Here is a 26,058-nt window from a genome sequence, read left to right on the forward strand (position 1 = left end):
TGCCCGTGGCGCGGTGTCATCGGCCGCATGGCCTCCGATCCCTCGACCGCCCCCGCCGCCCCGCCCGCCCGGGGCCTGGCCCGGCTGGTACCCGCCGACCCGGTGCTGCGCCGGCTCGCGCTGATCTCGCTGGTCACCTCGTTCGGCAACGGCCTGACGATGACGGTGAGCGTGCTGTTCTTCACCCGCTCGCTCGGTTTCGGCGTCGCCCAGGTGGGCGCCGGACTCACCGCCGCCGGGATCTGCGGCATCGTGGCCGGGGTGCCGGCCGGCCGGGCCGCCGACCGGTGGGGCAGCCGCCGGGTGCTCATCGTGCTCACCCTGGTGCAGGCGGCGGGCATGGCCGGCTACGCGCTGGTCCGGTCGTTCCCGGCCTTCCTGCTCCTGCTGTGCGCGGTGATGGCGGTGGACCGTGGCGCCTCGGCGGTGCGCGGCGCGCTCTACGCCGACGTGCTGCCCCGCGAGACCCTGGTGCGCGGCCGCGCCTACCTGCGCGCGGTGACCAACGTGGCGATCGGCGTCGGCGCGTCGCTTGCGGCGCTCGCGCTGCAGGCCGACACCCGGGAGGCGTACCTGACCGCCATCATGGTGGACGCGGTGACCTTCGCGCTGGTCGCGCCGCTGCTGCTCGGCCTGCCGGCCACCCGCCGCGCCGCCCCGCCCGGGCGCTCCCCCGGACGCGCCGGTGACGGCGGCCCGCGCCGGGGCACGGTGCTGCGCGACCGGCCGTATCTGGCGGTGACCGCGCTGAACGGCATCACCTGCCTGCAGTTCGCCATGATCGAGGTGGCCGTGCCGCTGTGGATCGCCCAGGAGACACACGCGCCGCGGGCCACCGTCGCGGCCGTGCTGGTGGTCAACACCGTCCTCGTCGTGCTGCTCCAGGTGCGGGCGACCCGGAACACCGGCACGCCGGCCACCGCCGCCCGGACGTTCACCCGGGGCGGGTTGCTGCTGGCCGTCTCCTGCCTGGTGTTCGCCGCGGCGGCCGGGCTGCCGGCCGCCGCGGCCGCCGCGGTCCTGCTCGCCGGAGTGGCGCTGCAGGCCCTGGGCGAGGTGTTCTCGCAGGCCGGCGGCTGGGCGCTGAGCTACGACCTGGCCGAGGAGAGCGCGCACGGCGCCTACCAGGGGGTGTTCCTGGCCGGGCTGACGGCGGCGCAGACGCTCGGCCCGGCGCTCATCACCGCCACGGCGATCACCTACGGCCTGCCGGGCTGGGCGGGGCTGGCCGTCCTGTTCGCCGCCGCCGCGCTGGCGATGCCCGCCACCGCCCGCTGGGCGGCCCGCGCCGCCCGCGCCCCGCTTGAGACGATCGGCTGACCCCCTCGACGGCCGGGCCCGTCCCCGGCCGTCGAGCGGGACCGGCGGCACGGCCCGCCGCCGGAACCGCCGTAGTACGGCGCGGGGTTTCGGCTGCTGGTCGCCGGGACGGGACGGTAACCCGGGTCGCCCCCGAGCGGAACGGCGGGCGGCGGCAGGAAGCTGCCAGGCCGCGGCAGCTTGCTGCGCCTTTCTCCGCTGGTGGCCGGCGCCGGAAACGCGGATCGTTGTGGGTGCGGGACGGACTCCCGACACCCGGTCCGCAGCCGGAGAAAGCCGGAGAAGGAGGGGCGAAATGCAGCGTCGAAACGTCTTGCCCGCCGCGTCGCGGAGCGGTTCCGCGGCCCGCGGGACGATCACCCCGGGCGGTCCCGCGGCGCCGGCCGGCGCCCGGCCCGGCCGGACCGGGCGATGAGGGGCGGCGGCCATGCTGGCGGTGGTGACGATGCGCCGCACCGGGCCGCACCGGCCGGGCGACTCCCCGGTGGACGCCGCGGGATTCCTTGCCCGGTTGCCGCGCGGCTGGGCGACGGACCTGCGGCAGGTGCCGGGATATCTCGCCCTCCGGGTGCGCACCGAGCAGGAGATCGGCCTGGAGCTGATCCGCGAGGTGGTGGTGGCGGCCCTCGGCGACCCGGAACAGGGTCACTGGCGGCTGATCGGCTGCCAGGCCCTCGGCGGCGGCGCGTCGGTGCCGCGGCCGGCGGTACCGGTGGGGGCGGCCGGGTGGCGGTCGCACCTGGTCGCGGAATGGAACTGACCGTGCCGGGGCGAGGCGGCGGGCGGCCGGCGGTGGCGGCCGGGATCAGGACGGCGGCGGGATTCCGAGGTCGAAGTGCAGCCGGATGCTGGTCCCCCCGGGCCGGCGGTGGATGCGCACCAGGTCCGCGAGCTCGTTCACCACCAGGACGCCGCGCCCGCGGCCCACGGAGTCCGCGGGCGGCACCCGCCCGGCGAGCGGGTCGTCCAGGTGCCCCTGGTCGTCGATCTGGCACACCATGACGGCGTCCTCCCGCCAGAGCAGCAGCGTCCCGGGGCCGCCGGTGTAGTCGGCGGTGTTGGTGGCCAGCTCGTTCACCGCGAGCAGCACGTCGGGGCGCCGGACGGAGGGCAGCCCGGCGGCGTCCGCCCAGCCGGCGACGAACGCCCGCACCCCGGGCAGGTCCGGGAAGCCCTCGAAGACCAGCCGGGCCGCCCCGGCGGGCGGCAGGGGCAGCGGGACGTCGAAGTCCGCCGCGGTGGCCACCGGGTCGCCGTAGGCGGGACTGGCCCGGCGGCCGGCCCCGTCGAGCATGACGGGGTGGGTGCGCCAGGCGTCCTCGACCATGTCCGAGGGCAGCCGGGCGGCGTCGTAGGGGCACAGCACGATGGCGTCGTGCCGGGCCAGCGCCACGTTGATCAGGGCCTCGTGCATCGCGCAGGCGGGGTATTCGAGGCCGGTGCGCCCGGGCCAGATGGGTTCGCCGATGATGCGGACCCGGCGGCCGGGGTGCGCCGCGGCGAAGGCCAGCAGCACCCCCGGGATGATCCGCCCGGGGTTGCGGCCGGCCACCGCCATGTCGGCGAACCGGACCTCGGCCCGGCCGGTGCCGAGCCGGTCGCGGATGAGATCGCCGTTGGCCCCGGGCACCGCCACCAGCGCGGGGTCGCCGGCCGCCAGGCCGTCGGCCAGGAAGGCCGCGCACCGCTCGGCGTACTCCTCGGCATCCCGGTAGAGCAGGCCGAGATGGTCGAGCCTGCTCGCCGCGGCGGGCGGTGACGAGGTGGCGGTCATCTGCCGTGATCCGATCGGACGTCGCACATTTGCATTTCCACGATACGCTGCGCGCCGAGCAGCCGGAGCCACCCCCGGACCCGCCGGCCTCGCCGCTCAGGCGGAGGCGCGCACGACCAGTTCGGTGGGCAGTATCACCGGGCCGGCGCCGGGCCCGGCACCGCCGTCGATGAGCGCGAGCAGCAGCCGGACGGTCTCCTCGGCCACCCGGGTGAGCGGCTGGCGGATCGTGGTGAGCGGCGGATGCGTGGACACCGCGACCGGGGAGTCGTCGAAGCCGCCGACCGCCACGTCCTGCGGCACCCGGCGGCCCTGATCGCGCAGGGCGGCCAGCGCGCCGGCGGCCATCAGGTCGGAGGCGACGAACACGGCGTCCAGGTCGGGAACCCGGGCCAGCAACTCCGCCATCGCCCGCTCGCCGCTGGCCCGGGTCCAGTCGCCGTGGGCGATGAGCTTCTTGCCGGCCCGGCGGCCCATCACCTCGGTGAAACCCTCCAGCCGCTGGATGCCGCCCGGGGTGTCCATCGGCCCGGTGATCATCGCGATGCGGCGGCGGCCCTGGGCCAGCAGGTACTCGGTCATCTGCCGAGCGCCGAGCCGCTCGTCGGCCGCGGCGTAGGGGATGACGCTCTCCCGGCCGATGACCGCGCCGCAGGAGACGGCGGGGACCGGGCCGCCGACCAGCGCGTCGACCATGGGGTCGCCGGCGTGCGTGGACAGCAGCAGCACCCCGTCGGCGTGCCCGCCGCGCACGTAGCGCACCACCCGCTCGCGGTCGCCGTCGCCGGCGGCCATCATGAGCACCAGCGACAGATCGCGCTCGGCGAGCAGCCGGGTGGCCACCCGCATCGTGGTGCTGTAGTTGGGGTCCTCGAACAGCTTCTCCTGCGGCTCCGACAGCACCATCACCACCGACCCGGTCTTCTGGGTGACCAGGCTGCGGGCGTTGCGGTTGACCACGTAGCCCGTCGCCGAGATGGCCCGCTCGATGGCCAGCCGCGCCCCGGTGCTGACGTACTTGTCCCCGTTGAGCAGCCGGGACACGGTGCCGCGGGAGACGCCGGCGGCGGCCGCGACATCGTGGATGGTGGGTCGTTTCATCGCAGGGCTCCAGAGGACAGGTCCGTCCTCCAGTATCGCTGCATGCTCAGGAACAGCGCGATCAGCGGAATGATCGACAGGGCCGCGCCGGTGAGGATCAGGTTGTACAGCGACGGCTGGTTGGCGCCGGCGGCGAGCAGGGTGTACAGGCCGACGGTCAGCGGGAACTTGCCGTCGTCGCCGAGCATGATGAAGGGCAGCAGGAAGTTGTTCCAGATGGCGACGAACTGGAACAGGAAGATCGTCACCAGCCCGGGCACCATGATCGGCAAGGCGATCCGGACGGCCAGCCCCGCCTCGCCGGCGCCGTCCAGCCGGGCGGCCTCCAGCAGCGTGTCGGGAACGGCGGCGGTGGCGTAGATGCGGGCCAGGTAGATGCTGTAGGGACTGAGCATCTGCGGCAGCAGCACCGCCCAGTAGGTGTCGGCCAGGCCGATCGTGGAGAACAGCAGGTACTGCGGGACGGCCAGCACCACCGCCGGCACCAGGACGCCGCCGATCAGCAGGTTGAAGATCAGGTTCCGGCCGGGGAAACGGTACTTGGCCAGCGCGAAGCCGGCGATCGCCGCCACCGCGGTGGCCAGCAGGGCCCCGCCGCCCGCGTACAGCACGGTGTTCAGCAGCCACCGCCAGAACACGCCGTCGCGGTAGGCCAGCAGCTCGGTGAGGTTGTCCAGCAGGCCGGTGCCGGGGGCCAGGGTGGGGGTGGTGAACAGCTCGCCGGGTGACTTGGTGGCGGCGACCAGCACCCAGCTCACCGGGAACAGGCAGTAGACCGCGCCGAGCAGCAGGACGGCGGTCGGTGCCAGGCCCAGCGGCCGGCGGGCGCGCCGGGCCGGTGTGGTGACGGCGGCCATCAGCCCTCCCCGAAGGCGCGGTCGCGGACCACGCGCAGGAATCCGAACGACAGGACGAGCGAGATCGCCGCGATGACGATCGAGGTGGCGGCGGCCGAGTAGAGGTCGCCGGTGACGAAGGCGTCGCGGTACACCTTCATGAGCGGGCTCCAGGTGGAGCCGATGGTGTTGGTGAGCGGCCGCAGCGCGGTCGGCTCGGCGAACACCTGGATGGTGGCGATGATCGAGAAGACGGTGGTCAGGATGATGGCCGGCATCAGCAGCGGCAGCTTGATCCGCAACGCGATCCGCACCTCGCCGCCACCGTCCAGCCGGGCGGCCTCGTACAGCTCGCCGGGGACGGCGCGCAGCGCGGTGTACAGCACCAGCATGTTGAAGCCGACCCCGCCCCACACCGCGATGTTGGCCATCGAGAAGGTGACCGTGCCGGGGCCGAGCAGGTCGGCGTCCAGCAGGCCGCGCAGCGGGCTGAGCGAGGGCAGGTAGAGGAAGCCCCACATCAGGGTCGCGGCGACGCCGGGCACCGCGTACGGCAGGTAGATGGCGATGCGGGAGAAGCGGGCCAGCCGGACCGTCGCCGAGTCCAGCAGCAGGGCGAACAGCACGGCCAGGCCGAGCATCGCCGCGAGCACCAGCGCGCCGTAACCGAGCACGCGCAGCCAGCCCGCCCACAGCTCGCCGTCAGCGAGCGCGGTGGCGAAGTTGTCCAGGCCGGCGGAGACCTCGCGCCGGCTCCCCCGGCCGAGCCCGAGCCCGGACACCTTGATCCGCCGGGTGGCCAGGTAGGCGGTGTAGCAGATCGGCACCGCGAAGAACAGGGTGAACAGCAGGACGGCCGGCAGGAGGAACAGGTACGGCGCGGCGCCGCCGCGGCGCGCGGCGTCCCCCCGGCCCGGCCGCGGCGGGCGGCCGGGCCGGGCCGGGGATCCGGTCGCGGGTCCGGGCACGGGTCCAGGGACGGGTCCGGGTGCGGTGTCCGCGCCGGACCCGGCGGCCCGCGCGGCGCCGGTCAAGGGCTCGGTCACGGCGCGAGCTGGAAGCCGGACTTGCGCATGTCGGCCACCGTCGCGTCCTGCATGGCCTGCACCGCCGCGGAGAAGGACGTCTTCTTGGCGACCGCCTGGTCGAAGGCGTCCTTGAAGGCGTTGTAGGTGACGCCGACGTTCGGGCCGAAGGTGAAGCCGCGGGCGGCGGTGGCGGCGGTGGCGGCCTGCTGCCAGAAGTCGGCCTGGCCGGCGAAGTAGTCCGGCGCCTTGGTCATGGCGGCCTGCGCCTTGCCGGCGGCCGGATAGATCGCCGCCTCCTCGACCAGCAGGCGCAGCGCCTCGGGGTCGGTGTTCAGCCAGGTGATGAACCGCGCGGCGGCCGCCTTGTTCGGGCTCTTGGCCGACACCGCCACCGACGAGCCGCCCCAGAACCCGCTGTGCCCCTCCCCGGCGGTCCACTGCGGCAGCGGGGCCACCGCCCACCTGTCCTTGCCCTTGGGGGCGTTGGCCGACAGCACCCCGGGCGCCCAGACCGCGCACGGCCAGGTGAGCAGCCTGCCGTCATTGAGGGCCTTGTTCCATTCGGGGGTGAAGTACGGTATGCCGTCGATCACGCCCTCCTTGACCAGGCCGCCCCAGTAGTCGGCGACCTTCTTCGTCGGCTCGTCGGCGACGGCGACCTTCCAGGACTGGCCGTCGATGGACCACCACTGCGCGCCGGCCTGCTGGGCGAGCCCGGCGAAGGAGCCGGGGTCCTTGCTGGAGAAGGTGCCGAGATAGACCTTGGGATCGGCCTTGTGCACCTTGCGCGCCGCCTCGGCGTATTCGTCCCAGGTCTTCGGCGGCGCGATGCCGTACTTGTCGAACAGGTCCTTGCGGTAGAACAGCATCATCGGGCCGCTGTCCTGCGGCAGGCCGTAGACCGCGTCGGTGCCGAGGGTGACCATCTTCCACAGGCCCTCGCTGAACTCCGCCCGGCTCGCGCCGACCTCGGCCTTGATGTCGGCCACCGCCTCGGCGGCGACGAACGACGGCAGGTGCTGGTATTCGGCCTGTACCAGGTCGGGCGGGTTGCCGGCCTTGGCGGCGGTGAGGAACTTGGCGGAGGCGTCGTCCCCGCCGGCCTGCTTGCTGACCTTGACGGTGATGTCGGGGTGCGCGGCGTTCCACACCTTCGCGATCTTGTCCATCCCCGGGGCCCAGGTCCAGTACGTCAGGGTCACCGGGCCGGCCGCCGCGGAGGTCTCCGCGGGCCGGGGCGCCGCCGCCGGTTCGGACGAGCAGCCCGTCGCGATGCCGGCCGCGACGATCGCGGCCGCCGCGGCCGCCAGGGGTCTTGCGCGCATGGGGAACCTCCAACGCCGAGCCGGGGCCCGCGGCACGGCGGGGCTTCGGCAGCTCTGTGAACGTGCACAGACTGAAACGCGCCGAGTCGCAGCGTCAAGGGCCTGTTACGTGGTCGTTAAGAACGCGGCGTGCGGCGAAATTCCGGCTGACGTCTATCGCACCCGGTGGATGCGGGCTACTGTGCACGTTCACAGAAGGGTGTGGACGCCGCGGGCCGGCGTGGAGATCAGGGGGGCGGATGTATCCGGAGCTTCCGGCGGGAATCGCCTACGGCGGCGACTACTATCCCGAGCAGTGGCCGCGGGAGGTCCAGGAGGAGGACATCGCGCTCATGCGGGAGGCCGGGATCAACCTGGTGAGCGTCGGCATGTTCTCCTGGGTGCTCATGGAGCCCGCCGAGGGCCGCTACGAGTTCGGCTGGCTGGACGAGATCCTGGACCGGCTGCACGCGGCCGGCGTCCGGGTGAACCTGGCCACCCCGACCGCCGCGCCGCCCGCCTGGTTCCTGCGCGCGCACCCCGACGCGCTGCCGGTCACCCGGGAGGGCGTGCGCATCGGCCCCGGCGGCCGGCAGAGCGCCTGCTCCAGCTCGCCCGCCTTCCGGGAGGCCGGCGCGCGCCTGGTCCGCGCGCTGGCCACGCGCTACCGCGACCACCCGGCCGTGGTCATGTGGCACGTGCACAACGAGTACGGCGCGCCGCTCGGCGAGTGCTACTGCGAGCACAGCGTGGCGGCGTTCCGCGCCTGGCTGCGCCGCGCCTACCGCGACATCGCCGCGCTGAACGACGCCTGGGGGACGGTGTTCTGGGGGCAGGTCTACGGCGACTGGGCCGAGATCGACGCCCCCCGGCACAATCACACCGCGGTCAACCCGGCCCAGCGGCTGGACTTCGCGCGGTTCAGCGACGAGCAGCACCGTGAGCACTACGCGCTGCAGCGCGACATCCTCCGCGAGATCACCCCGCACCTGCCGATCACCACGAACTTCGCCGGCACCGTCAACTGCAAGTCCACCGACCTGTGGAAGTGGGCCCGCGAGCTGGACGTCGTCGCCAACGACCACTACCTCAAGGCCGAGCGGCCGGACAACCACATCGACCTGGCGATGTCGGCGGACCTGGCCCGCTCGGTGGCGGGCGGCGCGCCGTGGATGCTCATGGAGCACTCGGTCGGCGCGGTCAACTGGCAGCCGCGCAACCTGGCCAAGCGGCCCGGGGAGATGCGCCGCAACAGCCTGGCGCACGTGGCGCGCGGCTCCGACAGCGTGCTGTTCTTCCAGTTCCGGGCGTCCCGCTTCGGCGCGGAGAAGTTCCACTCGGCGATGGTGCCGCACGCCGGGCCCACCTCCCCGCAGTGGCGGGAGGTGGTCGGGCTGGGCGCCGACCTGCGGGCGCTGGCCGGGGTGCGCGGATCCCGGGTGCGGGCCGAGGTCGCGCTGCTGTGGGACTGGGAGTCGTACTGGGCGCTGGAGCTGGACTGGCGCCCCTCGGCGGACCTGTCGTTCCGCGAGCGGATGGACGCCTATTACGAGGCGCTGTGGCGCGAGCACGTCACCGTGGACTTCGCCCATCCCGCCGCCGACCTGTCCGGCTACCGGCTGGTGATCGCGCCGAGCGCCTACCTGCTCGGCGAGGCCGCGGCCAAGAACCTGCACCGCTACGTGGAGTCCGGCGGGCACCTGCTGGTGTCGTACTTCTCCGGCATCGTGGACGAGCACGACGCGGTGCACCCCGGCGCCGTGCCGGGCGCGCTGCGCGACGTGCTCGGCCTGTCGGTCGAGGAGTTCCACCCGCTGCCGGCCGGCGGCACCGTCGCGCTGTCGGACGGCGGCACCGGCCGGATCTGGTCGGAGCGGGTCGTGCGCGCCGGCGCGGCCACCGTCCGGACCTTCGCCGGCGGCCTGGACGACGGCCACCCGGCGGTGACCTGCCACGCCCTGGGCACCGGCCGCGCCTGGTACGCCGCCACCGCGCCGGAGCCGGGCACGCTGCGGGAACTGCTCGGCGAGGTGCTGGACGGCGCCGGGGTGCGCCGGCCGGCCGGGCTGCCGGAGACCGTGGAGATCGTGCGGCGCGGCGACCATCTGTTCCTGCTCAACCATGGCGACCAGGCGGCGGCCGTGCCGGAGGTGACCGGCACCGACGTGCTGGCCGGCACGGCGTTCGGCGGCTCGGTCCCGGCCGGCGGGGTCGCGGTGGTGCGGGTGGCCGGCCGGTAGCGCGGGCCGGCCGGGCCGGCCTGACGGGGGCCTTAGGACTTCGGGGGACGTCCAGCACTCCTCTCCTGATCGGAGGACCCATGAGAACATCCATCACCGCGGTGGCGGCACGATCGGCGCTGTCGGCGCTGACCGCGCTGGCCTGCGCGGCGGCGCTGGCCGCGGCCACGCTCGCCGGCCCGCCGGCCGGCGCCGCGGCGTCGGTCGCCAACGGCGGCTTCGAGGCCGACGGCACCGGCGTGGCCGCGCCGGCCGGGTGGACCACCACCGGCACCGCGGCCGCCGACTACACCGAGACCGGCGGGCGGTCGGGCACCTACCGGCTGACCCACTGGTCGTCCGGCGCGTACACCGTGCGGACCTCGCAGCGGCTGACCGGCCTGGGCTCGGGCCCCTACACCCTGAGCCTGTGGGTCAAGAACGGCGGCGGCCAGTCGTCGATCCACGCGGCGCTGGAGAACTGCGGCGGCCCCGACCGGCGCACCGCGATCCCGGTCACCGCCGACTGGCTGAAGGTGGTCGTCTCCACCAGCGTCTCCGGGGGCTCGTGCACCGTCAGCCTGTACTCGGCCGCGGCCGCCGGCAACTGGGCGAGCTTCGACGACGTGTCCTTCACCCCCGGCGCGACCGCCCTGACGCTGCGGGGCGCGGACGTGTCCAGCCTGGCCAAGTCCGAGGCGCGCGGCGGCGTCTACTACGGGCCCGACGGGGCGCGCCGGGACGCGCTGACCATCCTGCGCAACGCCGGCGCGAACCACGCCCGGCTGAAGGTCTGGGTGAACCCGGCGGACGGCTTCAACGACAAGGCGCACGTCCTGGCGATGGCCCGGCGGGTCAAGGCGCTCGGCATGGGCCTGCTGGTCGACTTCCACTACTCCGACACCTGGGCCGACCCCGGCAAGCAGTACAAGCCGGCCGCCTGGACCGGGTACTCGTTCGACCGGCTGCGGCAGGCGGTGTACGACCACACCTACGACGTGCTGAACGCGCTGAAGTCGCAGGGCACCACGGCGGACATGGTGCAGGTGGGCAACGAGATCAACGACGGCATGCTGTGGGAGGACGGCCGCAGCGCGAACTTCGACCGGCTCGCCGACCTGCTGAAGTCCGGGGTGAGCGCGGTCCGCGCGGTCTCCGGCTCGACCAGGGTGGTGCTGCACCTGGCCGAGGCCGCCAACTCCTCGCTGTTCCGCTGGTGGTTCGACAACGCCACCTCCCGGGGGGTGCCGTTCGACATGATCGGCGCGTCCTACTACCCGTACTGGCACGGCACCCTGGCCGCGATGCAGGCCAATCTCATGGACGTCCGGGCCCGCTACGGCAGGCCGGTGTTCCTCGCCGAGACCGCCTACCCGTTCGGCACCGGCAACGACGACGCCGAGCCGAACATCATCACCGCGGCCACGCCCTACCCCGGATACCCGGCCACCCCGGCCGGCCAGGCGGCGCTGTTCCGCGACGTGCTGAGCACCGTGCAGGCGGCGGGCGGGCTCGGCGCCTTCTACTGGGAGCCCACCTGGACCGCGGTGACCGGCAACGGCTGGGACCCGGCGAACCCCGCGTCCGGCAACGGGTGGGAGAACCAGGCCCTGTTCGACTTCGCCGACCGGGCCACCCCGGCGCTCGCCGAGTTCGCGCACCAGTAAGGCGCGAGCGCCCGGGCGGCACCCTCGCCCAGCATGATCCACAATTGCCCACCGGCTCCTGACGATCTTGGCAAGTCTCCACATTCCCTCACATCGGAGGTTCTGCCAGCCTGGTACCGGATTCTGGCCGGCTGAGCCGGAATCGGTTCCGGATCGTCAGGAGCCGCACGGGGGCGATCGGCGGGTCTCGAGGGGTGCCCGCCCGCATCTGGTCCGGCGCGGCCGCGGCCACCCCCGGCCGCAGAGCGCGTCGCGCCGCGGCGGGCTCTGGCCAGCACCCCGACGAGCCAGGCCCGAGAGGGGACGCGATGAAGCGATACGAGAAGCCGAAGGTCAAGAAGGTGGACACCGGAGCAGTGCTCCGGAGCAACTCCTGACACCGGCGCGTGGGACCCGGCCGGCTCCGGCCCGGTCCCACGCGCACGCGGGCATCCAGGGGGCCGCCCGGCCACGGGACCGGGCGGCGGGACGACGGGGGACGGCTGATGTGCGGACTTGCGGGCGTGGCCGTGATCGGTGGGCAGGACCTGCCGGCCGGGATCGACGCCGTGCTGGAGCGGATGTCGCGGGCGGTGGGGCACCGCGGCCCGGACGCCGAGCGCCACCACCGGGAGGGCCCGGTCGCGCTGGCCTTCCGGCGCCTGGCCCTGGTCGGCCCCGAGAGCGGCGACCAGCCGCTGTTCAGCGAGGACGGCACCTGCGCCCTGATCGCCAACGGCGAGGTGTACAACCATCACGAGCTGGCCGCCCGGGAGAGGATGCGGCTGCGGACCAGGTCCGACTGCGAGGTGCTCCCCAACCTGTACGCCCGGTACGACGTCCGCTTCCTGGACGACGTGCAGGGCATGTGCGCCGTCGTGCTGTGGGATCGCGCCCGCGACCGCCTGGTCCTCGCCCGCGACCGGTTCGGCATCAAGCCGCTGTACTACGCGCGCGCCGGCGACACCGTGGTGTTCGCCTCCGAGATCAAGGCGCTGTTCGAGCACCCCGGCTGCCCGCGGGAGCTGGACTGGGAGGTCGCGCTCGCCGACCAGTCGATGACCTCGGCCCCCCAGCTGACCGACGCCCCGGTCACCAGCTGGTTTCGCGGCGTCCATCTGGTCCCGGCGGGCACCGTCGTCTCGATCGACCTGCGGACCGGTGACAGCGACGAGCACGTCTACTGGCGCCTGCCCTCGTTCACCGGCGGCTCGGACGCCTCCGAGGAGGAACTGGTCGGCGCCTACCGCGACCTGCTGGCCTCCTCGGTCCGGGCCTGCGCGTCGGCCGACACCGAACTCGGCCTGTTCCTGAGCGGCGGCGTCGACTCCGCCGCGGTGGCCGCGCTGGCCGCGGCCGGTGGCACCCCCCTGCACACCTTCTCGGTGCTCAGCGGCAGCACCCTGGCCAACGGGGACGCCGAGTCGGCCCATCGCGCGGCGGCCGCGCTCGGCCTGCCCAACCACCAGGTGCTCTTCGATTTCGCCACGATGCCGGGCGCGGCGGAGTGGAAGCGCCTGCTGTGGCTGCTGGAGACCCCGCTGTGCGGGCCGGAGCAGTATTTCAAGTACGAGCTGTACCGCCATGCCCGGCACGCCCGGCCCGGCCTGCGCGGGATGCTGCTCGGCGCGGGCAGCGACGAGTACAACGGCGGCTTCTCCACCATCTTCGGCACCGGCGAGGGCTGGGCCGGCTTCCAGGCCGGGATCGGGCAGCTCGCCCGGGCCGGCGCGCTGCGGGGCCGGCCGGCGCTCGCCTCCTGGCAGGACGGGCCGGACGGCCCGCTGCTCGCCGACACGGCGCTCGGCCCACCGGCGGGCGCCGATCCCTACCCGGCCTACGTGGCGTGGCGGCACCGGCACATGCTCCAGTACAACTGCTGGCACGAGGACCGCACCGCCGCCGGTAACGGCGTCGAGGCGCGGGTGCCGTTCCTCGACCACCGCATCGTCGAACTGCTGGCCGGCATCCCGCCGCACCGCCGCGCCGCGCTGCTGTGGGACAAGGCGATCCTGCGCCGGGCCGTGGCCGGGGTGGTGCCCGGGTGGGTCGCCGCCCGGCCGAAGGTGCCCTTCTATTACGGGGACGGCGCCGGCTACACCCACCGCATGGTCGTCCGCATGCTGGCGCAGGACGGCGCCTCCCTGGTGGAGGAGGCGCTGCACTCCCCCGGCGGCCGGCGGTTCCTGCGCCCGGACACGATGCGCGCGGCGCTCGCCCGCCTGGGCGGACAGGGTGAACCCTGGGAGGTGGAACAGCTGTTCCGGCTGGTCAACCTCGGCCTGCTGGACGCCATGGCCCGCGCGGTGCCGCCGGTGCCGCTGGACGCCCCGGCACGTGCCGTGTTGCCCGCGGTGCCGGTGGCCGACTGGGACCGCGACGCCCCGGCGCTGGCCGTCCGGCTGGAGGACCGCACTCCGCCCGCTCTGGACGGTGTCCTCGGCTTCCGCGACGACGTGCTGGTCGTCCACGAACCAGCTGAACCCCACCGGATGTACGTGAGCGTCGCCGGCAGCCTGGAGTACGTCGCCGAGGCCGCCGACGATCCCGCGTGGTTCGCGCTGCTGCGGGAGATCGACGGGCGGCGCACGCTCGGCGAGCTGCTCGCGGCGAGCGGCCAGAGCTACGACGCGGTGGCCGGCGTGCTGCGCGACACCATCGGCGCGGGCGTACTACAGGAGGCCCGCCCGTGACCGGAGTGCCGGCCGGCTGCCAGGAGGCCCGCACGGTCCTCGGCGAGCACCGCCTGCTGCCCGGCGACGCGCTCGCGGCGTTCGTCGTCGGATCCACCGCGCGCGGGTGGGCCAACCCGGGCAGCGACATCGACGTCGTGGTCGTCTCGGCCGCGCCCTTCGCCGACGATCGCGCGGTGACCACCCGGGTGGCACTGGTGCCCGACACCCTCCCGGTCGTGACCTTCCGGCGCGGGGAGCGGCGGTGGGAGCTCAAGTACTGGACCGCGGCCCAGGTGGACCAGGTGATGAACAAGATCACCTGGTCGGCCTTCGAGGCGGACCGCCGGGTCGGCGACCGGCTCACGCTGACCGAGAACCTGTTCCTGGCCCGGCTGCGCTCGTGTGTGCCGGTGTTCGGCGCCGGCTGGGTGGAGCAGGCGCGCCGCCGGCTGGACGGCACCGCCTACCGGTCCTTCATGGTGATCGAGGCGCTGGCGGAGGCCGACGACGCGGTCGAGGACGCCCTGGGGCAGCTGGCCGCCGGGGACGTGGAGAGCGCGGTGCTGTCGGCGCAGGCGGCGTTCGGGTTCGCGGTGGAGGCCGTGCTGGCCGGGCACGGCGAGTTCGGGCCGCAACCCAAGTGGCGGGCCCGCCGGTTGCGGGCCGCCGCACCCGAGATCCTGCCCTTCGCCGAGTACTGGTCGATCCAGACGATGCGCGACTTCGACCCCGAGCGGCCGCAGGAGTGGGTACGCCGCGTCGCCGAGACCTGCCGGCGGGTGGCGATGGAGGTGGAGGTCTAGGTGACGGCGCAGGTGGCGGCCCGGTCGGTGCCCCGCGTCCGGGACGACGTGCGCGTCCGGCGCTACCGCGGCCGGCTCCTGGTCGCCGGCCCGGTGGACGCCTACGAGCTGACCGAGTCGGCGGAGTTCGTCTTCCGCCGGATCGACGGGCGCCGGACGGCCGGTGATATCGGCGCACTGCTGGCGCAGGAGTACGACATCGCGGCGGCCGTCGCCGGGCAGGACGTGCTGGACCTGCTCGGAGAACTGACCGTCCACCAGATCATCGAGCTGGACTGACGCCGTGCGCCCCCCTCACTCCGCCGGCGCCGCCGAGCCTCCCGACACGTCCGAGGTCGCCAAGGGCCCCGGGGACGCCTACCGGAGCGCCTTCCGGCATTGGGAGTCGCGGGCCGGCGTGCGGACCCGCCCGCGGCGGGTGCTGGACGAGCGCGGGCGCGACGCCCTGTTCTTCCCGCCGGAGTTCGTGCCCGCCACCGCGCATCCGCTGGTGGCCGCGCGCGGCCCCGGGACGGCCCACCGCCTGCTGGTGCATTCCCTGTACCAGTACCTGCACTTCACGACGGTGCTGGAACAGCTCGCCGTACTCCCGGTCACCGCCGCGCTGTCGTTGGGCCGGGCCGGTGTCGAGCTACCCGACGGGATGCGCGCGGACGCGTTCAAGATAACCACCGACGAGGCCTGGCACGCCCAGTTCTCCTACGAGTTCACCGGCGAGGTGGCCCGGGTTACCGGCATCGCCCCGTCCGCCGTGGTGGAGCCGCGGCTGGTGCGCGCCCTGGAGGAGACGCGGCTGGCGTTCGAACCGGCGCTGCACGGGCTGGTGGACCTGGTGTTCGCCGTGGTCAGCGAGACATTGGTCTCCGCCCTGCTGCACGATGTCCCGCGGGACGGCCGGCTGCCGGGGCCGGTACGCGCCCTGGTGGCCGACCACGCCGCCGACGAGGGCCGCCACCACGCCTACTTCCGAGAGTTCCTCCGGCGGCTGTGGCCGGCGCTGGGCCCGGCCGCCCGGACGGTCGGCCCCCGGGTGCCGGAACTGGTCCGAGTGTTCCTCGATCCGGACATGTCCGCGGTCGCGGCGGGCCTGCGCGCCTCGGGCTTCACCCCGCCGCAGATCACCGAGATCATCGCCGACTGCTACGGGCCCGCCGCGCCGTGCCGGGACGTCCGGCCCGCGGCCCGGGCCACCGTACGGGCATTCGCCGAGGTGGGCGCCCTGGACGACACCTGCACCCGCGACGCGTTCGCCGACGCCGGGCTGCTCGTCGAAGGGCCGGCGGCCGCCGGAGCCCGCACCGACCTCAAGACGGCGACGTGCCCGGACCGGCCCCGGGAGGAATGAGGCAGCAGTGGACGACTCAGCACTTCCGGCAACGATACGGCAGGCACTGACCACCACGACGGCGGGCGCCTCCGGAGTGGCCCGGCTGGTCGTGGCGGGCCTGCTGGAGATCGGCGACGACGCCGCCCGGCGCGCGGCCACCGCGGACCTGCTGCTGCGGCGCCTCCCCGGCTACGCGCCGATCTGGCACATCGCCGCGGCGGCCCGCGGCGCCGGCTGGGCCGACGCGCTGCGGGCGATCCGGGCCGACCTGGACCGGTCGGTGGAGGACAGCGTGGCGACGGCGCTGGCCTGGCTGGCGGCCCGCCCGGGCCCGGTACTGTCCGCGCCGAGCAGCTCCGTCGTCGCCCGCGTGCTCGACCGGCTGCCCGCGCCCGCCGCGGACGGGCCGCCGGTCGCGCTGGCCGGGGCCGACGCCATCGGGCCGGACGCCGTGCTCAACATCGCCGGCACCCGCGACCTGGCCCGGCGGCACCCGACCCTGGTGGTCACCACGTCGTTGAAGCTGGTCCCGGCGGCCGTGTTCGCCACCCTCGGCTCGCCGGCCTTCGAACGGATCCCGCTCGCGGAGTTCGCCGGGGTCGTCCTGGACGGCGAGCTGCTGGACCCGGCCGACGCCGGCCGGCGGGCCGCCGGGCGCGGCCCGCTCCGGCGATGAGCGCCACCTCGCCGCCCGGCGTGCCCGAACACCTGTCCGGCCTGCCGGCCAAGCGGGCGCTGTACGCGGCCGACACCTACTTCCGGGAGGTGCTGGAGGACCTGCGGGCCGCGTGCGCCGCGGACGGCGGATCGGTGCGCCGGTTCTGCCACGACCACACGCTGCTGCTGTTCAAGCCGGACGCGGCGGTGGCCCGCAAGATGAGACCCGGCCTGGAGCTGGTCGCCGCGCGCGGCTTCTCGGTGGTGGCGGCGACCCCGGTGACCATGAACCGGCACTCCATCCGCGCCCTGTGGCAGTACGGCTACCCGGCGGCGAGCCGGGACCGGCGGGACGCGGCCGACCTCTACATGACCGCCGGTGACTGCCTGCTCGTCCTGCTGGCCCGGCCCGGCCACGCGCGGCCGGCCAGCGTGCTGCTGAGCCAGGAGAAAGGGCCGGCCCGGCCCGAGGACTGCCGGCCCGGCCAGCTCCGCCACGAGCTGGGCGGCACCGGATACCAGCTGAACCTGCTGCACGCCCCGGACGAGCCGGCCGACCTGCTGCGCGAACTCGGCGTGCTGTGCGACGCGCCCGCCCGCGCCCTGCTGTACCGGCAGGCCCGCGCCCGGCAGGACGCGGCGGCACCGGCCCACCGGCTGGCGGAGCGGCTGGAGGCGGCCGCGCCGCGCGCCGAGCTGCGGGCCGGTCCGGTGCTGCGCGCGCTGCACGAGGCGGTGGCGGCGGCGCTCGCCCGCCGCCCGCGGGACGTCCCGGCCGGGCTGCCGCCGCTGCTGGCCGCCGTCCGGTCGGGCCGGTCCCGCGACTGGCGCGGCCTGCTGGGCCTACTCGACGCCGGCCGGATCGAGATCACCCGATGGCAGCGGATCGTGGTGGCCACGGCTCTGCTGGACCCCTTCGAACCCGGCCGCCAAAGCCTGCTGCCGGACGCCTCCGCTCGGCCACCGCAGGCCCCGGACGCGACGGGTGGCCCGGGCACGCTTCACGGCACAGACAACATGGACCGCACGGGCGGCACCACGGCCACCGACGTTCCGGAGGGCATCGGCGACACCGGAACGGCGGCACGGCACCGGGCGGCACGGGACGGAGCCGGCCGATGACGGCCGCGGACATGGCGGTGCCGGCCGCCTACCACGGTGACGCGGACTTCGCGCGGGGCTGGGCGACGGCGGCCGAAGTGCTGGGCCACCGCCTGGACGGCGTGCTGCTCGAAGCCGCGATGCTGCTACTGTCTCCGCCCGCGGTCGCCACCGGCCGGGTGCCGGTCGCGCTGGACTGGCTGGCCGCCCACGGCTTCACCGTCCGGCACGCCGCCCGCGTCCACCTCACCCGGGACCAGGTGCGCCGGCTGTGGAAGTACCAGGCGGCCCGGCCGGACCCCGCCCGGGTGGAGATCTTCGGGACGCTCATGACGAGCGGACCGTGCGTGCTGCTGCTCGCCCGCGGGACACCGGACGGCCCGCTGCCGGCGGCCGCCCGGCTGCGGGCGCTGAAGGGGCCGTCCGACCCGCGCCGCTGCGCCCCGCACCACCTGCGGTCCTGCCTCGGCGCGGCCAACATGTTCAACAACCTCGTGCACACCTCCGACGGCCCGCCGGAGGTGGTCCGGGAGACCGCCATAGTGCTCGGTGACACCGGGCCGGCCGTAATGTGGCGCGACGCGGTCGCCGCCGCCCCGGTGGACCCGGTCCGGGCGCGGACGGTGGCCGCGGCCGCATCCGGCGTGCCCGGCGGGATCTCCCTGGCCCACGCGGGGGTGGCGCTGCGCCGGCGGTTGCTGCGCCGGCTGCGCGCCGTACTGCCCGAGGCGGACCCCACCGGCGCCGCCGACCGGCTGCTCGCCACGGAGGAGGCGTGGGCTCGCGGGTACGACCCGGCACGGCCGGTGGCGGCGCTGGCGGCGTTCCGTGGCCGGTTCACGCCGGTCGCGCCGGCGCTGTCACCGCCGGGGGCGCGGCCCGGGCCGGCCGCCCGTCACCTGATCGGCCTGTTCGTCCAGGTGGAGGCGGCGCTGTTCGGCACCGGTCTCGACTTCGAGCGGCTGACCGAGACCGCCCGGCTCGCGCGCGTCACGCTGGGATCCCGTGACCGGCTGGTACTGGCCACCGAGTGGCTGACACTGCGCACCCTGCGGCAGGTCGCGGCCGCCCCGCCGGAAGCGGGCTCAGGCGCCGACAGGACGGCAGCGGTGGCGGCCGTCGTCGGTGCGGGTGGTCAGCCGGGCCCTCTCGAGGTGCTCCAGCAGGGGCACCGCGACGCGGCGGCTGGTGTCGAGGGCCTGGCGGGCCTGGCTGACGGTGAACGGCTGAGGTAGTCCTGCCAGCAGGGCGGCGGCCCGGCGGTCGGCGCCGGGGAGCAGCACGACGCCCTCGGCGATCCGCAGCAGCGCGCCGGCCCGCACCGCGGCGGCGATCTCCTTGCGGCCCAGGCCGAGCGCGGCCAGCCGGTCGGCCTCCGGGGCGCGGAACGGCGCGCCGGCCAGCTCCGCGCGCAGTCGGTCGACGGCCGCCGCCACCGGCGCGGGCAGCCCGGACGCGCCGCCGGTGGTGATCCGCCCGGCTGCCAGGGTGAGCGGCGGCCGGATCAGTGCCGCCACCAGGCGCCGGTCGGGCAGGCCCAGCGCCCGCCGGGCCGCCTCGACCGGCATGCCGGGCTCCATCGGGTCGTGCGCCGCGTACTCGCCGACCGCCGCGGCCAGCCGGCCGGGCAGCGCCTGCCACAGCTCCGGGTCGGCGTGCCAGTCGCCGGCGACCGGCGGGCCGGGCGGCTTCACCCCCATCGCGGCCAGTTCGGCGGCCGGCAGGAACCGGTGGGTGCGCAGCAGGGCCGCCGCGCCCGGCGCGGCGGCGAGCTCGGCGGCGCGGGCGCGGGCCGCGCCGCGGCGGCGCAGCGCGGGCGGCCGGACGTCCAGCACGGCGGCGCCCGCCACCACGCTCGGCAGCTCGCGGGGGCGGCCCGGATCGCGCAGCACCAGCACGTCGCCCACGTGCAAGGGCAGCGGCCTGGCCAGCCGCAGCCGCGCGGTGCCCGCGCCGAGCGGGCGCACCCGGCAGGTCACCGCCGCCGACCCGATGTGCGCGGTGACCTCGGCGGGCAGCGCGAAGGCGTCCCCGCCGGCGGCCGGCCCGGGGCGGCCGCCGGGCGGTGCGGTCCCGCCGTCCCCGCGGGGACCGGGAGCGGTGAGCCGGACGTCGACCAGGTCGGTGCCCGTCCAGGCGCCCGGGGTGACCAGGGCGGTGCCCCGGGTGAAGGCGCCGCGCAGGTTGACGGCGACCCGGGCGACCCCGGTCACCGACTCCGCCTGCTCCTTGAGGGTCTGCAGGCCGCGCACCCGGACGGGCGTGCCGTCCAGCGACAGCTCGTCCCCGGCCCGGATCCGGCCGGCGGGCAGGGTTCCGGTGACGACGGTGCCGCTCCCCCGCACGGTGAAGACCCGGTCCACCCACAGCCGCGCCGGGGCGGCCGGATCGGCGCCGGGCAGCCGGGCGGCCAGCCGGTCCAGCTCGGCGGTGAGCTCCGCCAGCCCGGTCCCGGTGCGGCCGCTCACCGCGACGGCCGGGACGCCGGGCAGGCCGCCGGCGGCCAGCCGGGCCAGGGCCTGCCGGGTGGCCGGTCCGGGGTCGGCGAGGTCGGACCGGGTGACGGCGAGCAGGACGTGCCGCACGCCGAGGGCCTCCAGGGCCAGCAGGTGCTCCTCCGACTGCGGCATCCACCCCTCGTCGGCCGCGACGACCAGCAGCGCGGCCGGGACCGGGCCGGCACCGGCCAGCATGGTGGACAGGAACCGTTCGTGGCCGGGCACGTCGACCAGCGCCAGCCGGGCACCGGACGGCAGGGTGGTCCAGGCGTAGCCGAGTTCGATGGTCAGCCCACGGCGGCGCTCCTCGGCCAGCCGGTCCGGCTCCATGCCGGTCAGCGCCCGTACCAGGGTGGACTTGCCGTGGTCCACATGTCCCGCCGTGGCGATCACGTGCATCACCCGGCCGTCCCTCCGTACTCCTGCGGGTGGGCGCCCGGCATCCCACCGCCCCGGCCGTTCGCGCCACTGGCGCTGTCGGCGCCGTCCGCGCCTTCCGGGCCTTCCGGGCCTTCCGGGCCAACCGAACCGTCAGGGCCGGCCAGGCCGCCGGAGCCGTCAGGGCCGGCCGCGCGGTTCGCCTTCCGCCGGGCACCGAGACCGGCCGAACCGCCCGGATCGCCCGGGCCGCCGGTGCCGGCCGGGGCGGCGTGACCGCGCCCGGCGGCCAGGGCGGTGACGGCGGCGGCGATCTCGGCGTCCTCCTCCGGGAGGACGGCGCGCAGGTCGAGCAGCAGGCCATCGTCCTCGACCCGGCCGACGACCGCCGGCTCGGCGGTGCGCAGCGGCCCGGCCAGCGCGGCCGGCAGCCGGACCGCGCCGCTCGGCAGGGTGACCCCCGGCGCGCCGCCGCCGCCGACCGCGGCGCGCGTGGCCACGGCGGTGGCCGGCACGCCCGCCGCGCGCAGCGTCGCGGCCAGCGCGCCGGCCCGCTTGGCCAGCACCTGCGGGTCGGCGTGCAGCGCGGCGGTGACCGGCGGGGCCGGGTCGCGCAGGGTGGCCTCCAGCGCGGCGAGCGTGAGCTTGCCGACCCGCAGCGCGCGGGCCAGCGGGTGCCGGCGCAGGCGCTCCACCAGGTCGCGCCGGCCCAGCAGCAGCCCGGCCTGCGGGCCGCCGAGCAGCTTGTCGCCACTGGCGGTGACCAGGGCGGCCCCGGACCGCAGCGCGGTGGCGGCGTCCGGCTCGTCCGGTAGCAGCGGCTCGCGCTCCAGCAGCCCGGAGCCGATGTCGGCGACCACCGGCACGCCGAGGGTGGCCAGCTCGCGCACCTCGACGGTGCCGGTGAAGCCCTCCACCCGGAAGTTCGACGGGTGCACCTTGAGCACGAAACCGGTGTCCGGGCCGATGGCGGCGGCGTAGTCGGCCAGGTGGGTGCGGTTGGTGGTGCCGACCTCGCGCAGCCGGGCGCCGGTGGACACCAGCAGGTCCGGGATGCGGAAACCGTCGCCGATCTCGACCAGCTCGCCGCGGCTGACCACGATCTCCCGGCCGGCGGCCAGCGCGGTGGCGGCCAGCACCAGCGCGGCGGCGTTGTTGTTCACGATGTGCACGGCCTCGGCGCCGGGCACCGCGGCGGCCAGCGCGGCCAGGGCGCCACGGCCGCGCCGGCCCCGAGTGCCGGTGCGCAGGTCGAACTCCACGTCGGTGGCCCCGGCCGCGGCGGCGACCGCGCGGGCCGCGGACGGTGACAGCGGCGCCCGGCCGAGGTTGGTGTGCAGCAGCACGCCGGTCGCGTTGATCACCCGGCGCGGCGGGCCGAGCTCGGCCAGGTGCGCCAGCGCCGCGCCGGCCACCTCCTCCGGCGCGATCGTCCCGGCCCGGGCCCGCTGCTGCGCCGCGACGACGGCCGCCTTGACCAGCGGCCTGCCCAGCCGCCCGGCGGCGGCGACCAGCCGGCGGTCGGCCAGCACGGCGTCGGTGCGCGGCACCCGCCGGCGAGGATCGTCCATGCCAGCCGAGCATAGGCCCGGCCGGCCTCCGGGCCCGAACGCCGCCCCCGCGTTCGCGGCGACCGGCCCGGGACGGCCGGCGGCGACGGGGCTCCCGGCGGGGACGGCCGTCCGGGCGGCGGCGGACCGCGCCGGCACCGGGCCGTCCGGACCTGGACGGGTGGCGGATGAGGCGGATGGCGGAGGCGGACGGGAATCGAACCCGCCAGGCCGAGATCCTCGGCCTCGTCGGTTTTGAAGACCGCGGGGGCCACCAGGCACCCGGACGCCTCCGCGTCGAACCCTACCGGCGCCCGCCGCCATCCCCGAACCGGGGCGCCTGACCCGGCCCGGCACCATCCGGACCGCCACCACCGAGCCAGGCGCCACGGACCAGACAGCCCCGGACGAGACAGCATCGGACCAGACAGCCCCGGACCAGGCAGCGTCGGACCAGGCAGCGTCGGACCACGCGCCACCGGGCAGGCGGCGGGCCGGCCAGGGCACGGGTACACCGGCTCCGGGGCGTCCGGCGGGCGGCTAGGGTGCGGGCGACGGCACGTGTGAGGAGACCGCTGGATGACCATACGGCTGACGCAGTACGCGCACGGGGGCGGCTGCGCCTGCAAGATCCCGCCGGGCGAGCTGGAGGCGATCGTGGCGGGCCTGGTGCGGCCGCCGGGCGACGACCTGCTGATCGGGCTGGACGACGGCGACGACGCGGCGGCGATCCGGCTGGACGGGGACCGCGCGGTGGTGGCCACCGCCGACTTCTTCACCCCGGTGGTGGACGACGCCTACACCTGGGGCCGGATCGCCGCGACCAACGCCCTGTCGGACGTGTACGCGGTGGGCGGCGAGCCGCTGCTGGCGGTCAACCTGCTGGGCTGGCCGCGAGACGTCCTGCCGATGGAGCTGGTGACCGAGGTGCTGCGCGGCGGGCTGGACGCCGCCGACGCGGCGGGCTGCCACGTGGCGGGCGGGCACAGCGTGGACGACCCCGAGCCGAAGTACGGGATGGCCGTCACCGGCCTGGCCGACCCCGGCCGGCTGCTGCGGATCGGCGCCGGCCGGGCCGGGGTGCCGCTGTCGCTGAGCAAGCCGCTCGGCGTCGGGGTGCTGAACACCCGGCACAAGGCGACCGGCGAGGTGTCCGTCGAGGCGGTGGCGGTGATGACCACCCTGAACCGGGACGCCTCGCGGGCCGCCCTGGCCGCCGGCGCGGTGTGCGCGACCGATGTGACCGGCTTCGGGCTGCTCGGCCACCTGTACAAGCTGGCCCGGGCGAGCGGGGTGACGGCCGTGCTGGACACCGCGGCGGTCGGCTACGTCGAGGGCGCCCGGGAGGCGGTCCGGGCCGGCCACGTCAGCGGCGGCACCCGGCGCAACCTGGCCTGGGTGGCGCCGCACCTGGAGCCCGGCGGCGTCCCGGAGGAGACCCTGCTGCTGCTCGCGGACGCGCAGACCTCCGGCGGGCTGCTGGTGGCCGGCGAGATCCCCGGCGCCCCGGTGATCGGCGAGCTGGTGCCCGCCGCCGGCCCGGCCATCACGCTGCGCTGACCCGCCCGGCCGTCCGTCGCCGGGTCGGCGTCGTGCGGTGTCCGCTTCCGGCCGGCCCGGTACCGGACCCGGCCAGAGGCGCCGACGGGCCGGTTCGCGCGCCCGCGATGTTCCGGCGAGCCCGGCGATCCGCCTGACCACCGCACGTGAGGGCGGGCGCCCCGGCCGCCTCCGGAGCGGGTGTCAACCGGATCCGCCGGCCGGCCGGTCACCGTCTCCGGCAGTCCGGCCGCCGTCTCCGGCAGTCCGGCCGCCGTCTCCGGGGGTGCGGGCGGCCTCGGCGGCCCGGCGGGCGGCCAGGCGCTCGCGCTGCGGGCCGACGATGTAGGCGGGATCGGCGGCCGAGGCCCGGCCGGCCCGCAGCACGCCGAAGCGGGTGCACACGGCGCCGGCGGTCAGCGCGGCGGCGGCCGCCACGCCGGCCAGCTCCCGCAGGCCCGGCCGGGACGCCGTCCGGGCGCCCGCGTAGCCGGACCGTGCCGCCGCCACCGCGGCTCGCGCGGCCCGGACCGGCCCGCCGGCCGAAGCGCGGCCGGCGGATCCCGGCCACCCGCCGGCCGGGCCCCGGCCGGCGGGCACGATCCCTTGGCCGCGCCGGCTCCCGCCGCGCGGTCCGGCGGGCAGGCCGGCCAGCGCGGCGAGCACGCCGCCGGCGGCGGTCAGCAGCCGGCCGGCGCGCATCATGCCGTCCTGCCGGTAGGGGTCGGCCAGCGTACCGAGGCGGCGTTCCATCACGGTGCTCGCCACGGTCTCCACCGCCGCGCCCAGCGCGGCCATCCGGCGGCCGGGCACCGCGGTCTCCGGCCGGGCCAGGCCGCTCACGATGCCGACCGCCCCCGCGCCGGCCAGCGCGCTGCCGGCGAACAGGAAGGGCAGCTCGCGGCGGGCCTCGTGCCAGGCGGGGACGGCGGTGTCGGCGACCAGCACGGCGGTGTAGGTGGACATCACCGGCCCGGTCAGCCCGGAGGCGAGCGCGGCGAGCCGGCCGGCGGCGGGCAGCAGGCCGGTGACCGCCGAGCCGGCGGCGAGCGCGGTCGCCCCGCCGTGCGCGGCCAGCACCCAGGAGCCGACGCTCATCGGCGAGGTCGGCTTGAAGACGCGCAGCATGTTGAGGAATCGCTCGGGCCGGCCCAGCTCGGCGACCAGGAAGCCGGCCCCCGCGGCCGCGGCGGCCGCCGCCGCCAGCCGGGCGACCGTGGCCGGCGGCCCGCCGGGCCCGGCCCGCAGCTCCTCCACCGCGGCGGCCAGCCCGCACGCGCCGGACAGCCCGCCCAGGTAGAGATAGAGCGGCATGTGCGGCTCGTGCCAGATCGGCGCCTTGATGATCGGCTGGCCGTAGTAGGAGCCGAACTCGGCCTTCGGCACCATCGCCCGTTCACGCGCCACCGCCACCACTCCCCCCGGCCCGGCCGGCCGGTCTCGCCGTACCGGCCCCGCTCGCCTCGGGCACCGTACCCACCGTGCTCGCCGTTCGCCGGCCGTCCCCGCCACCCCGCCGGGCGCTCCCGGTCACCGGCCCGGCCGCGCCGCCGCGCGCGCTCACCGGCGGCGGCCGGCGGTGGCCAGCACGGTGACACCCACCATGGACAGCGCGGCCGCGGCGGCCCAGCGCCACATGGCCGGCAGGTCCCTGGTGGTGACGACCGGGTCGGGCGGCAGGCCGTAGGTCTCCGGTTCGGCCATGAGCAGGAAGAACGCGCCGTCGCCGCCCACCCCGTCCGCCGGATCCTCCCCGTACAGGCGGGCCTCGGTGCGGCCGGCGGCGTGCAGGCCGGCGACCCGGGCCGCGGCGCGCTCGCGCAGCTCGTCGAGCGGCCCGAACTGGATGGAATCGGTGGGACACGCCTTGGCGCAGGCGGGCTCCAGGCCGCCGCGCAGCCGGTCGTAGCACATCGTGCACTTCCAGGCCCGGCCGTCGCCCTCCCGCCGGTCGATCACCCCGTAGGGGCAGGCCGGGACGCAGTAGCCGCAGCCGTTGCACACGTCGGACTGCACGACGACGGTGTCGAACTCGGTGCGGAACAGCGCGCCGGTGGGACAGACGTCCAGGCAGGCGGCGTCGGTGCAGTGCTTGCACACGTCCGACGACATCAGCCAGCCGTCGCCGTTCTCGATGAACGCCACGTGCCGCCAGGTGCTGGCGCCGAGCGCGCCGGTGTTGTCGTAGGAGGTGGCCCGGAAGACGAACCCGTCGTCGGGCACGTCGTTCCACTCCTTGCAGGCGACCTCGCAGGCCTTGCACCCGATGCAGACGCTGGTGTCGGTGAAGAAGCCCATGCGC

The 26,058-nt window shown here is 76.0% G+C and carries 20 protein-coding genes, 1 tRNA gene and 1 pseudogene; 12 read left to right on the plus strand and 10 right to left on the minus strand.

Annotated elements, in window-relative coordinates:
• Positions 1–27 precede the first annotated feature (27 nt).
• Entirely contained in the window at positions 28–1,320 is a 1,293-nt protein-coding gene (locus tag Sru01_RS10680; RefSeq protein WP_203983908.1) for an MFS transporter, read from the plus strand.
• A gap of 427 nt (positions 1,321–1,747) precedes the next feature.
• Positions 1,748–2,080, plus strand: coding sequence for a hypothetical protein (locus tag Sru01_RS10685; protein WP_203983910.1), 333 nt, complete (start codon positions 1,748–1,750; stop codon positions 2,078–2,080).
• Between the two features lie 45 nt (positions 2,081–2,125).
• On the opposite strand, the gene Sru01_RS10690 is transcribed toward Sru01_RS10685, so the two are convergent.
• The 5 genes from Sru01_RS10690 to Sru01_RS10710 form a co-directional block, all read right to left on the minus strand.
• Complete coding sequence (locus tag Sru01_RS10690) at positions 2,126–3,094, minus strand: anti-sigma factor RsbA family regulatory protein (RefSeq protein WP_203983912.1); 969 nt, start codon at positions 3,092–3,094, stop codon at positions 2,126–2,128.
• Between the two features lie 96 nt (positions 3,095–3,190).
• Positions 3,191–4,195: a LacI family DNA-binding transcriptional regulator gene (locus Sru01_RS10695; RefSeq protein ID WP_203983913.1), complete on the minus strand. Its 1,005-nt coding sequence runs from the start codon at positions 4,193–4,195 to the stop codon at positions 3,191–3,193.
• Entirely contained in the window at positions 4,192–5,052 is an 861-nt protein-coding gene (locus Sru01_RS10700) for a carbohydrate ABC transporter permease (RefSeq protein ID WP_203983914.1), read from the minus strand. Before Sru01_RS10700 ends, Sru01_RS10695 begins: the two co-directional genes overlap by 4 nt.
• Positions 5,052–5,999 carry a carbohydrate ABC transporter permease gene (locus tag Sru01_RS10705; protein WP_203983915.1) on the minus strand — a complete coding sequence of 316 codons (948 nt, stop codon included), beginning with the start codon at positions 5,997–5,999 and terminating at the stop codon, positions 5,052–5,054. Before Sru01_RS10705 ends, Sru01_RS10700 begins: the two co-directional genes overlap by 1 nt.
• Before the next feature lie 74 nt (positions 6,000–6,073).
• On the minus strand, positions 6,074–7,384 hold the full coding sequence (locus Sru01_RS10710) for an ABC transporter substrate-binding protein (protein ID WP_203983916.1): 1,311 nt from the start codon (positions 7,382–7,384) through the stop codon (positions 6,074–6,076).
• A gap of 239 nt (positions 7,385–7,623) precedes the next feature.
• Between Sru01_RS10710 and Sru01_RS10715 the strand changes: the two genes are divergently transcribed.
• The 9 genes and pseudogenes from Sru01_RS10715 to Sru01_RS35485 all read left to right on the plus strand — a co-directional run.
• Complete coding sequence (locus Sru01_RS10715) at positions 7,624–9,603, plus strand: beta-galactosidase (RefSeq protein ID WP_203983917.1); 1,980 nt, start codon at positions 7,624–7,626, stop codon at positions 9,601–9,603.
• A gap of 80 nt (positions 9,604–9,683) precedes the next feature.
• A complete protein-coding gene (locus Sru01_RS10720) occupies positions 9,684–11,249 on the plus strand; it encodes a glycosyl hydrolase 53 family protein (RefSeq protein WP_239137252.1) in 1,566 nt (521 codons plus the stop codon).
• Positions 11,250–11,734: 485 nt separating this feature from the next.
• A complete protein-coding gene (locus Sru01_RS10725; protein ID WP_507763313.1) occupies positions 11,735–13,921 on the plus strand; it encodes an asparagine synthetase B family protein in 2,187 nt (728 codons plus the stop codon).
• Positions 13,918–14,706, plus strand: a complete 789-nt coding sequence (locus Sru01_RS10730) for a nucleotidyltransferase domain-containing protein (RefSeq protein ID WP_203983919.1) — start codon at positions 13,918–13,920, stop codon at positions 14,704–14,706. The genes Sru01_RS10725 and Sru01_RS10730 overlap by 4 nt, the downstream gene beginning before the upstream one ends.
• A complete protein-coding gene (locus tag Sru01_RS10735) occupies positions 14,707–14,985 on the plus strand; it encodes a PqqD family protein (RefSeq protein WP_203983920.1) in 279 nt (92 codons plus the stop codon).
• 4 nt (positions 14,986–14,989) lie between these two features.
• Positions 14,990–16,051, plus strand: coding sequence for a diiron oxygenase (locus Sru01_RS10740; RefSeq protein ID WP_203983921.1), 1,062 nt, complete (start codon positions 14,990–14,992; stop codon positions 16,049–16,051).
• 7 nt (positions 16,052–16,058) lie between these two features.
• A complete protein-coding gene (locus Sru01_RS10745; RefSeq protein WP_203983922.1) occupies positions 16,059–16,709 on the plus strand; it encodes a hypothetical protein in 651 nt (216 codons plus the stop codon).
• On the plus strand, positions 16,706–17,812 hold the full coding sequence (locus Sru01_RS10750; protein WP_203983923.1) for a nucleoside-diphosphate kinase: 1,107 nt from the start codon (positions 16,706–16,708) through the stop codon (positions 17,810–17,812). Before Sru01_RS10745 ends, Sru01_RS10750 begins: the two co-directional genes overlap by 4 nt.
• A gap of 119 nt (positions 17,813–17,931) precedes the next feature.
• A pseudogene (locus Sru01_RS35485) lies at positions 17,932–18,330 on the plus strand (nucleoside-diphosphate kinase); the annotation flags it as partial.
• A 546-nt stretch (positions 18,331–18,876) separates the two neighbouring features.
• On the opposite strand, the gene selB reads toward Sru01_RS35485, so the two are convergent.
• From selB to Sru01_RS10765, 3 genes are all read right to left on the minus strand, one after another.
• Positions 18,877–20,688, minus strand: coding sequence for a selenocysteine-specific translation elongation factor (gene selB, locus Sru01_RS10755; RefSeq protein WP_203984026.1), 1,812 nt, complete (start codon positions 20,686–20,688; stop codon positions 18,877–18,879).
• Positions 20,688–22,238: an L-seryl-tRNA(Sec) selenium transferase gene (selA, locus tag Sru01_RS10760; protein WP_203983924.1), complete on the minus strand. Its 1,551-nt coding sequence runs from the start codon at positions 22,236–22,238 to the stop codon at positions 20,688–20,690. The genes selB and selA overlap by 1 nt, the downstream gene beginning before the upstream one ends.
• 177 nt (positions 22,239–22,415) lie before the next feature.
• A tRNA-Sec gene (locus Sru01_RS10765) sits at positions 22,416–22,511 on the minus strand.
• A 285-nt stretch (positions 22,512–22,796) separates the two neighbouring features.
• Between Sru01_RS10765 and selD the strand changes: the two genes are divergently transcribed.
• Positions 22,797–23,777 (plus strand): selenide, water dikinase SelD, encoded by a 981-nt coding sequence (gene selD / locus Sru01_RS10770; protein ID WP_203983926.1) that lies wholly within the window; start codon positions 22,797–22,799, stop codon positions 23,775–23,777.
• Positions 23,778–23,960: 183 nt separating this feature from the next.
• On the opposite strand, the gene nrfD is transcribed toward selD, so the two are convergent.
• A complete protein-coding gene (nrfD, locus tag Sru01_RS36175; RefSeq protein ID WP_275412151.1) occupies positions 23,961–25,163 on the minus strand; it encodes an NrfD/PsrC family molybdoenzyme membrane anchor subunit in 1,203 nt (400 codons plus the stop codon).
• Between the two features lie 153 nt (positions 25,164–25,316).
• On the minus strand, positions 25,317–26,054 hold the full coding sequence (locus tag Sru01_RS10780; RefSeq protein ID WP_203984028.1) for a 4Fe-4S dicluster domain-containing protein: 738 nt from the start codon (positions 26,052–26,054) through the stop codon (positions 25,317–25,319).
• Positions 26,055–26,058: the final 4 nt, after the last annotated feature.

Origin of the sequence: Sphaerisporangium rufum (genome assembly GCF_016863395.1) — a bacterium.
GTDB classification, from domain to species: domain Bacteria; phylum Actinomycetota; class Actinomycetes; order Streptosporangiales; family Streptosporangiaceae; genus Sphaerisporangium; species Sphaerisporangium rufum.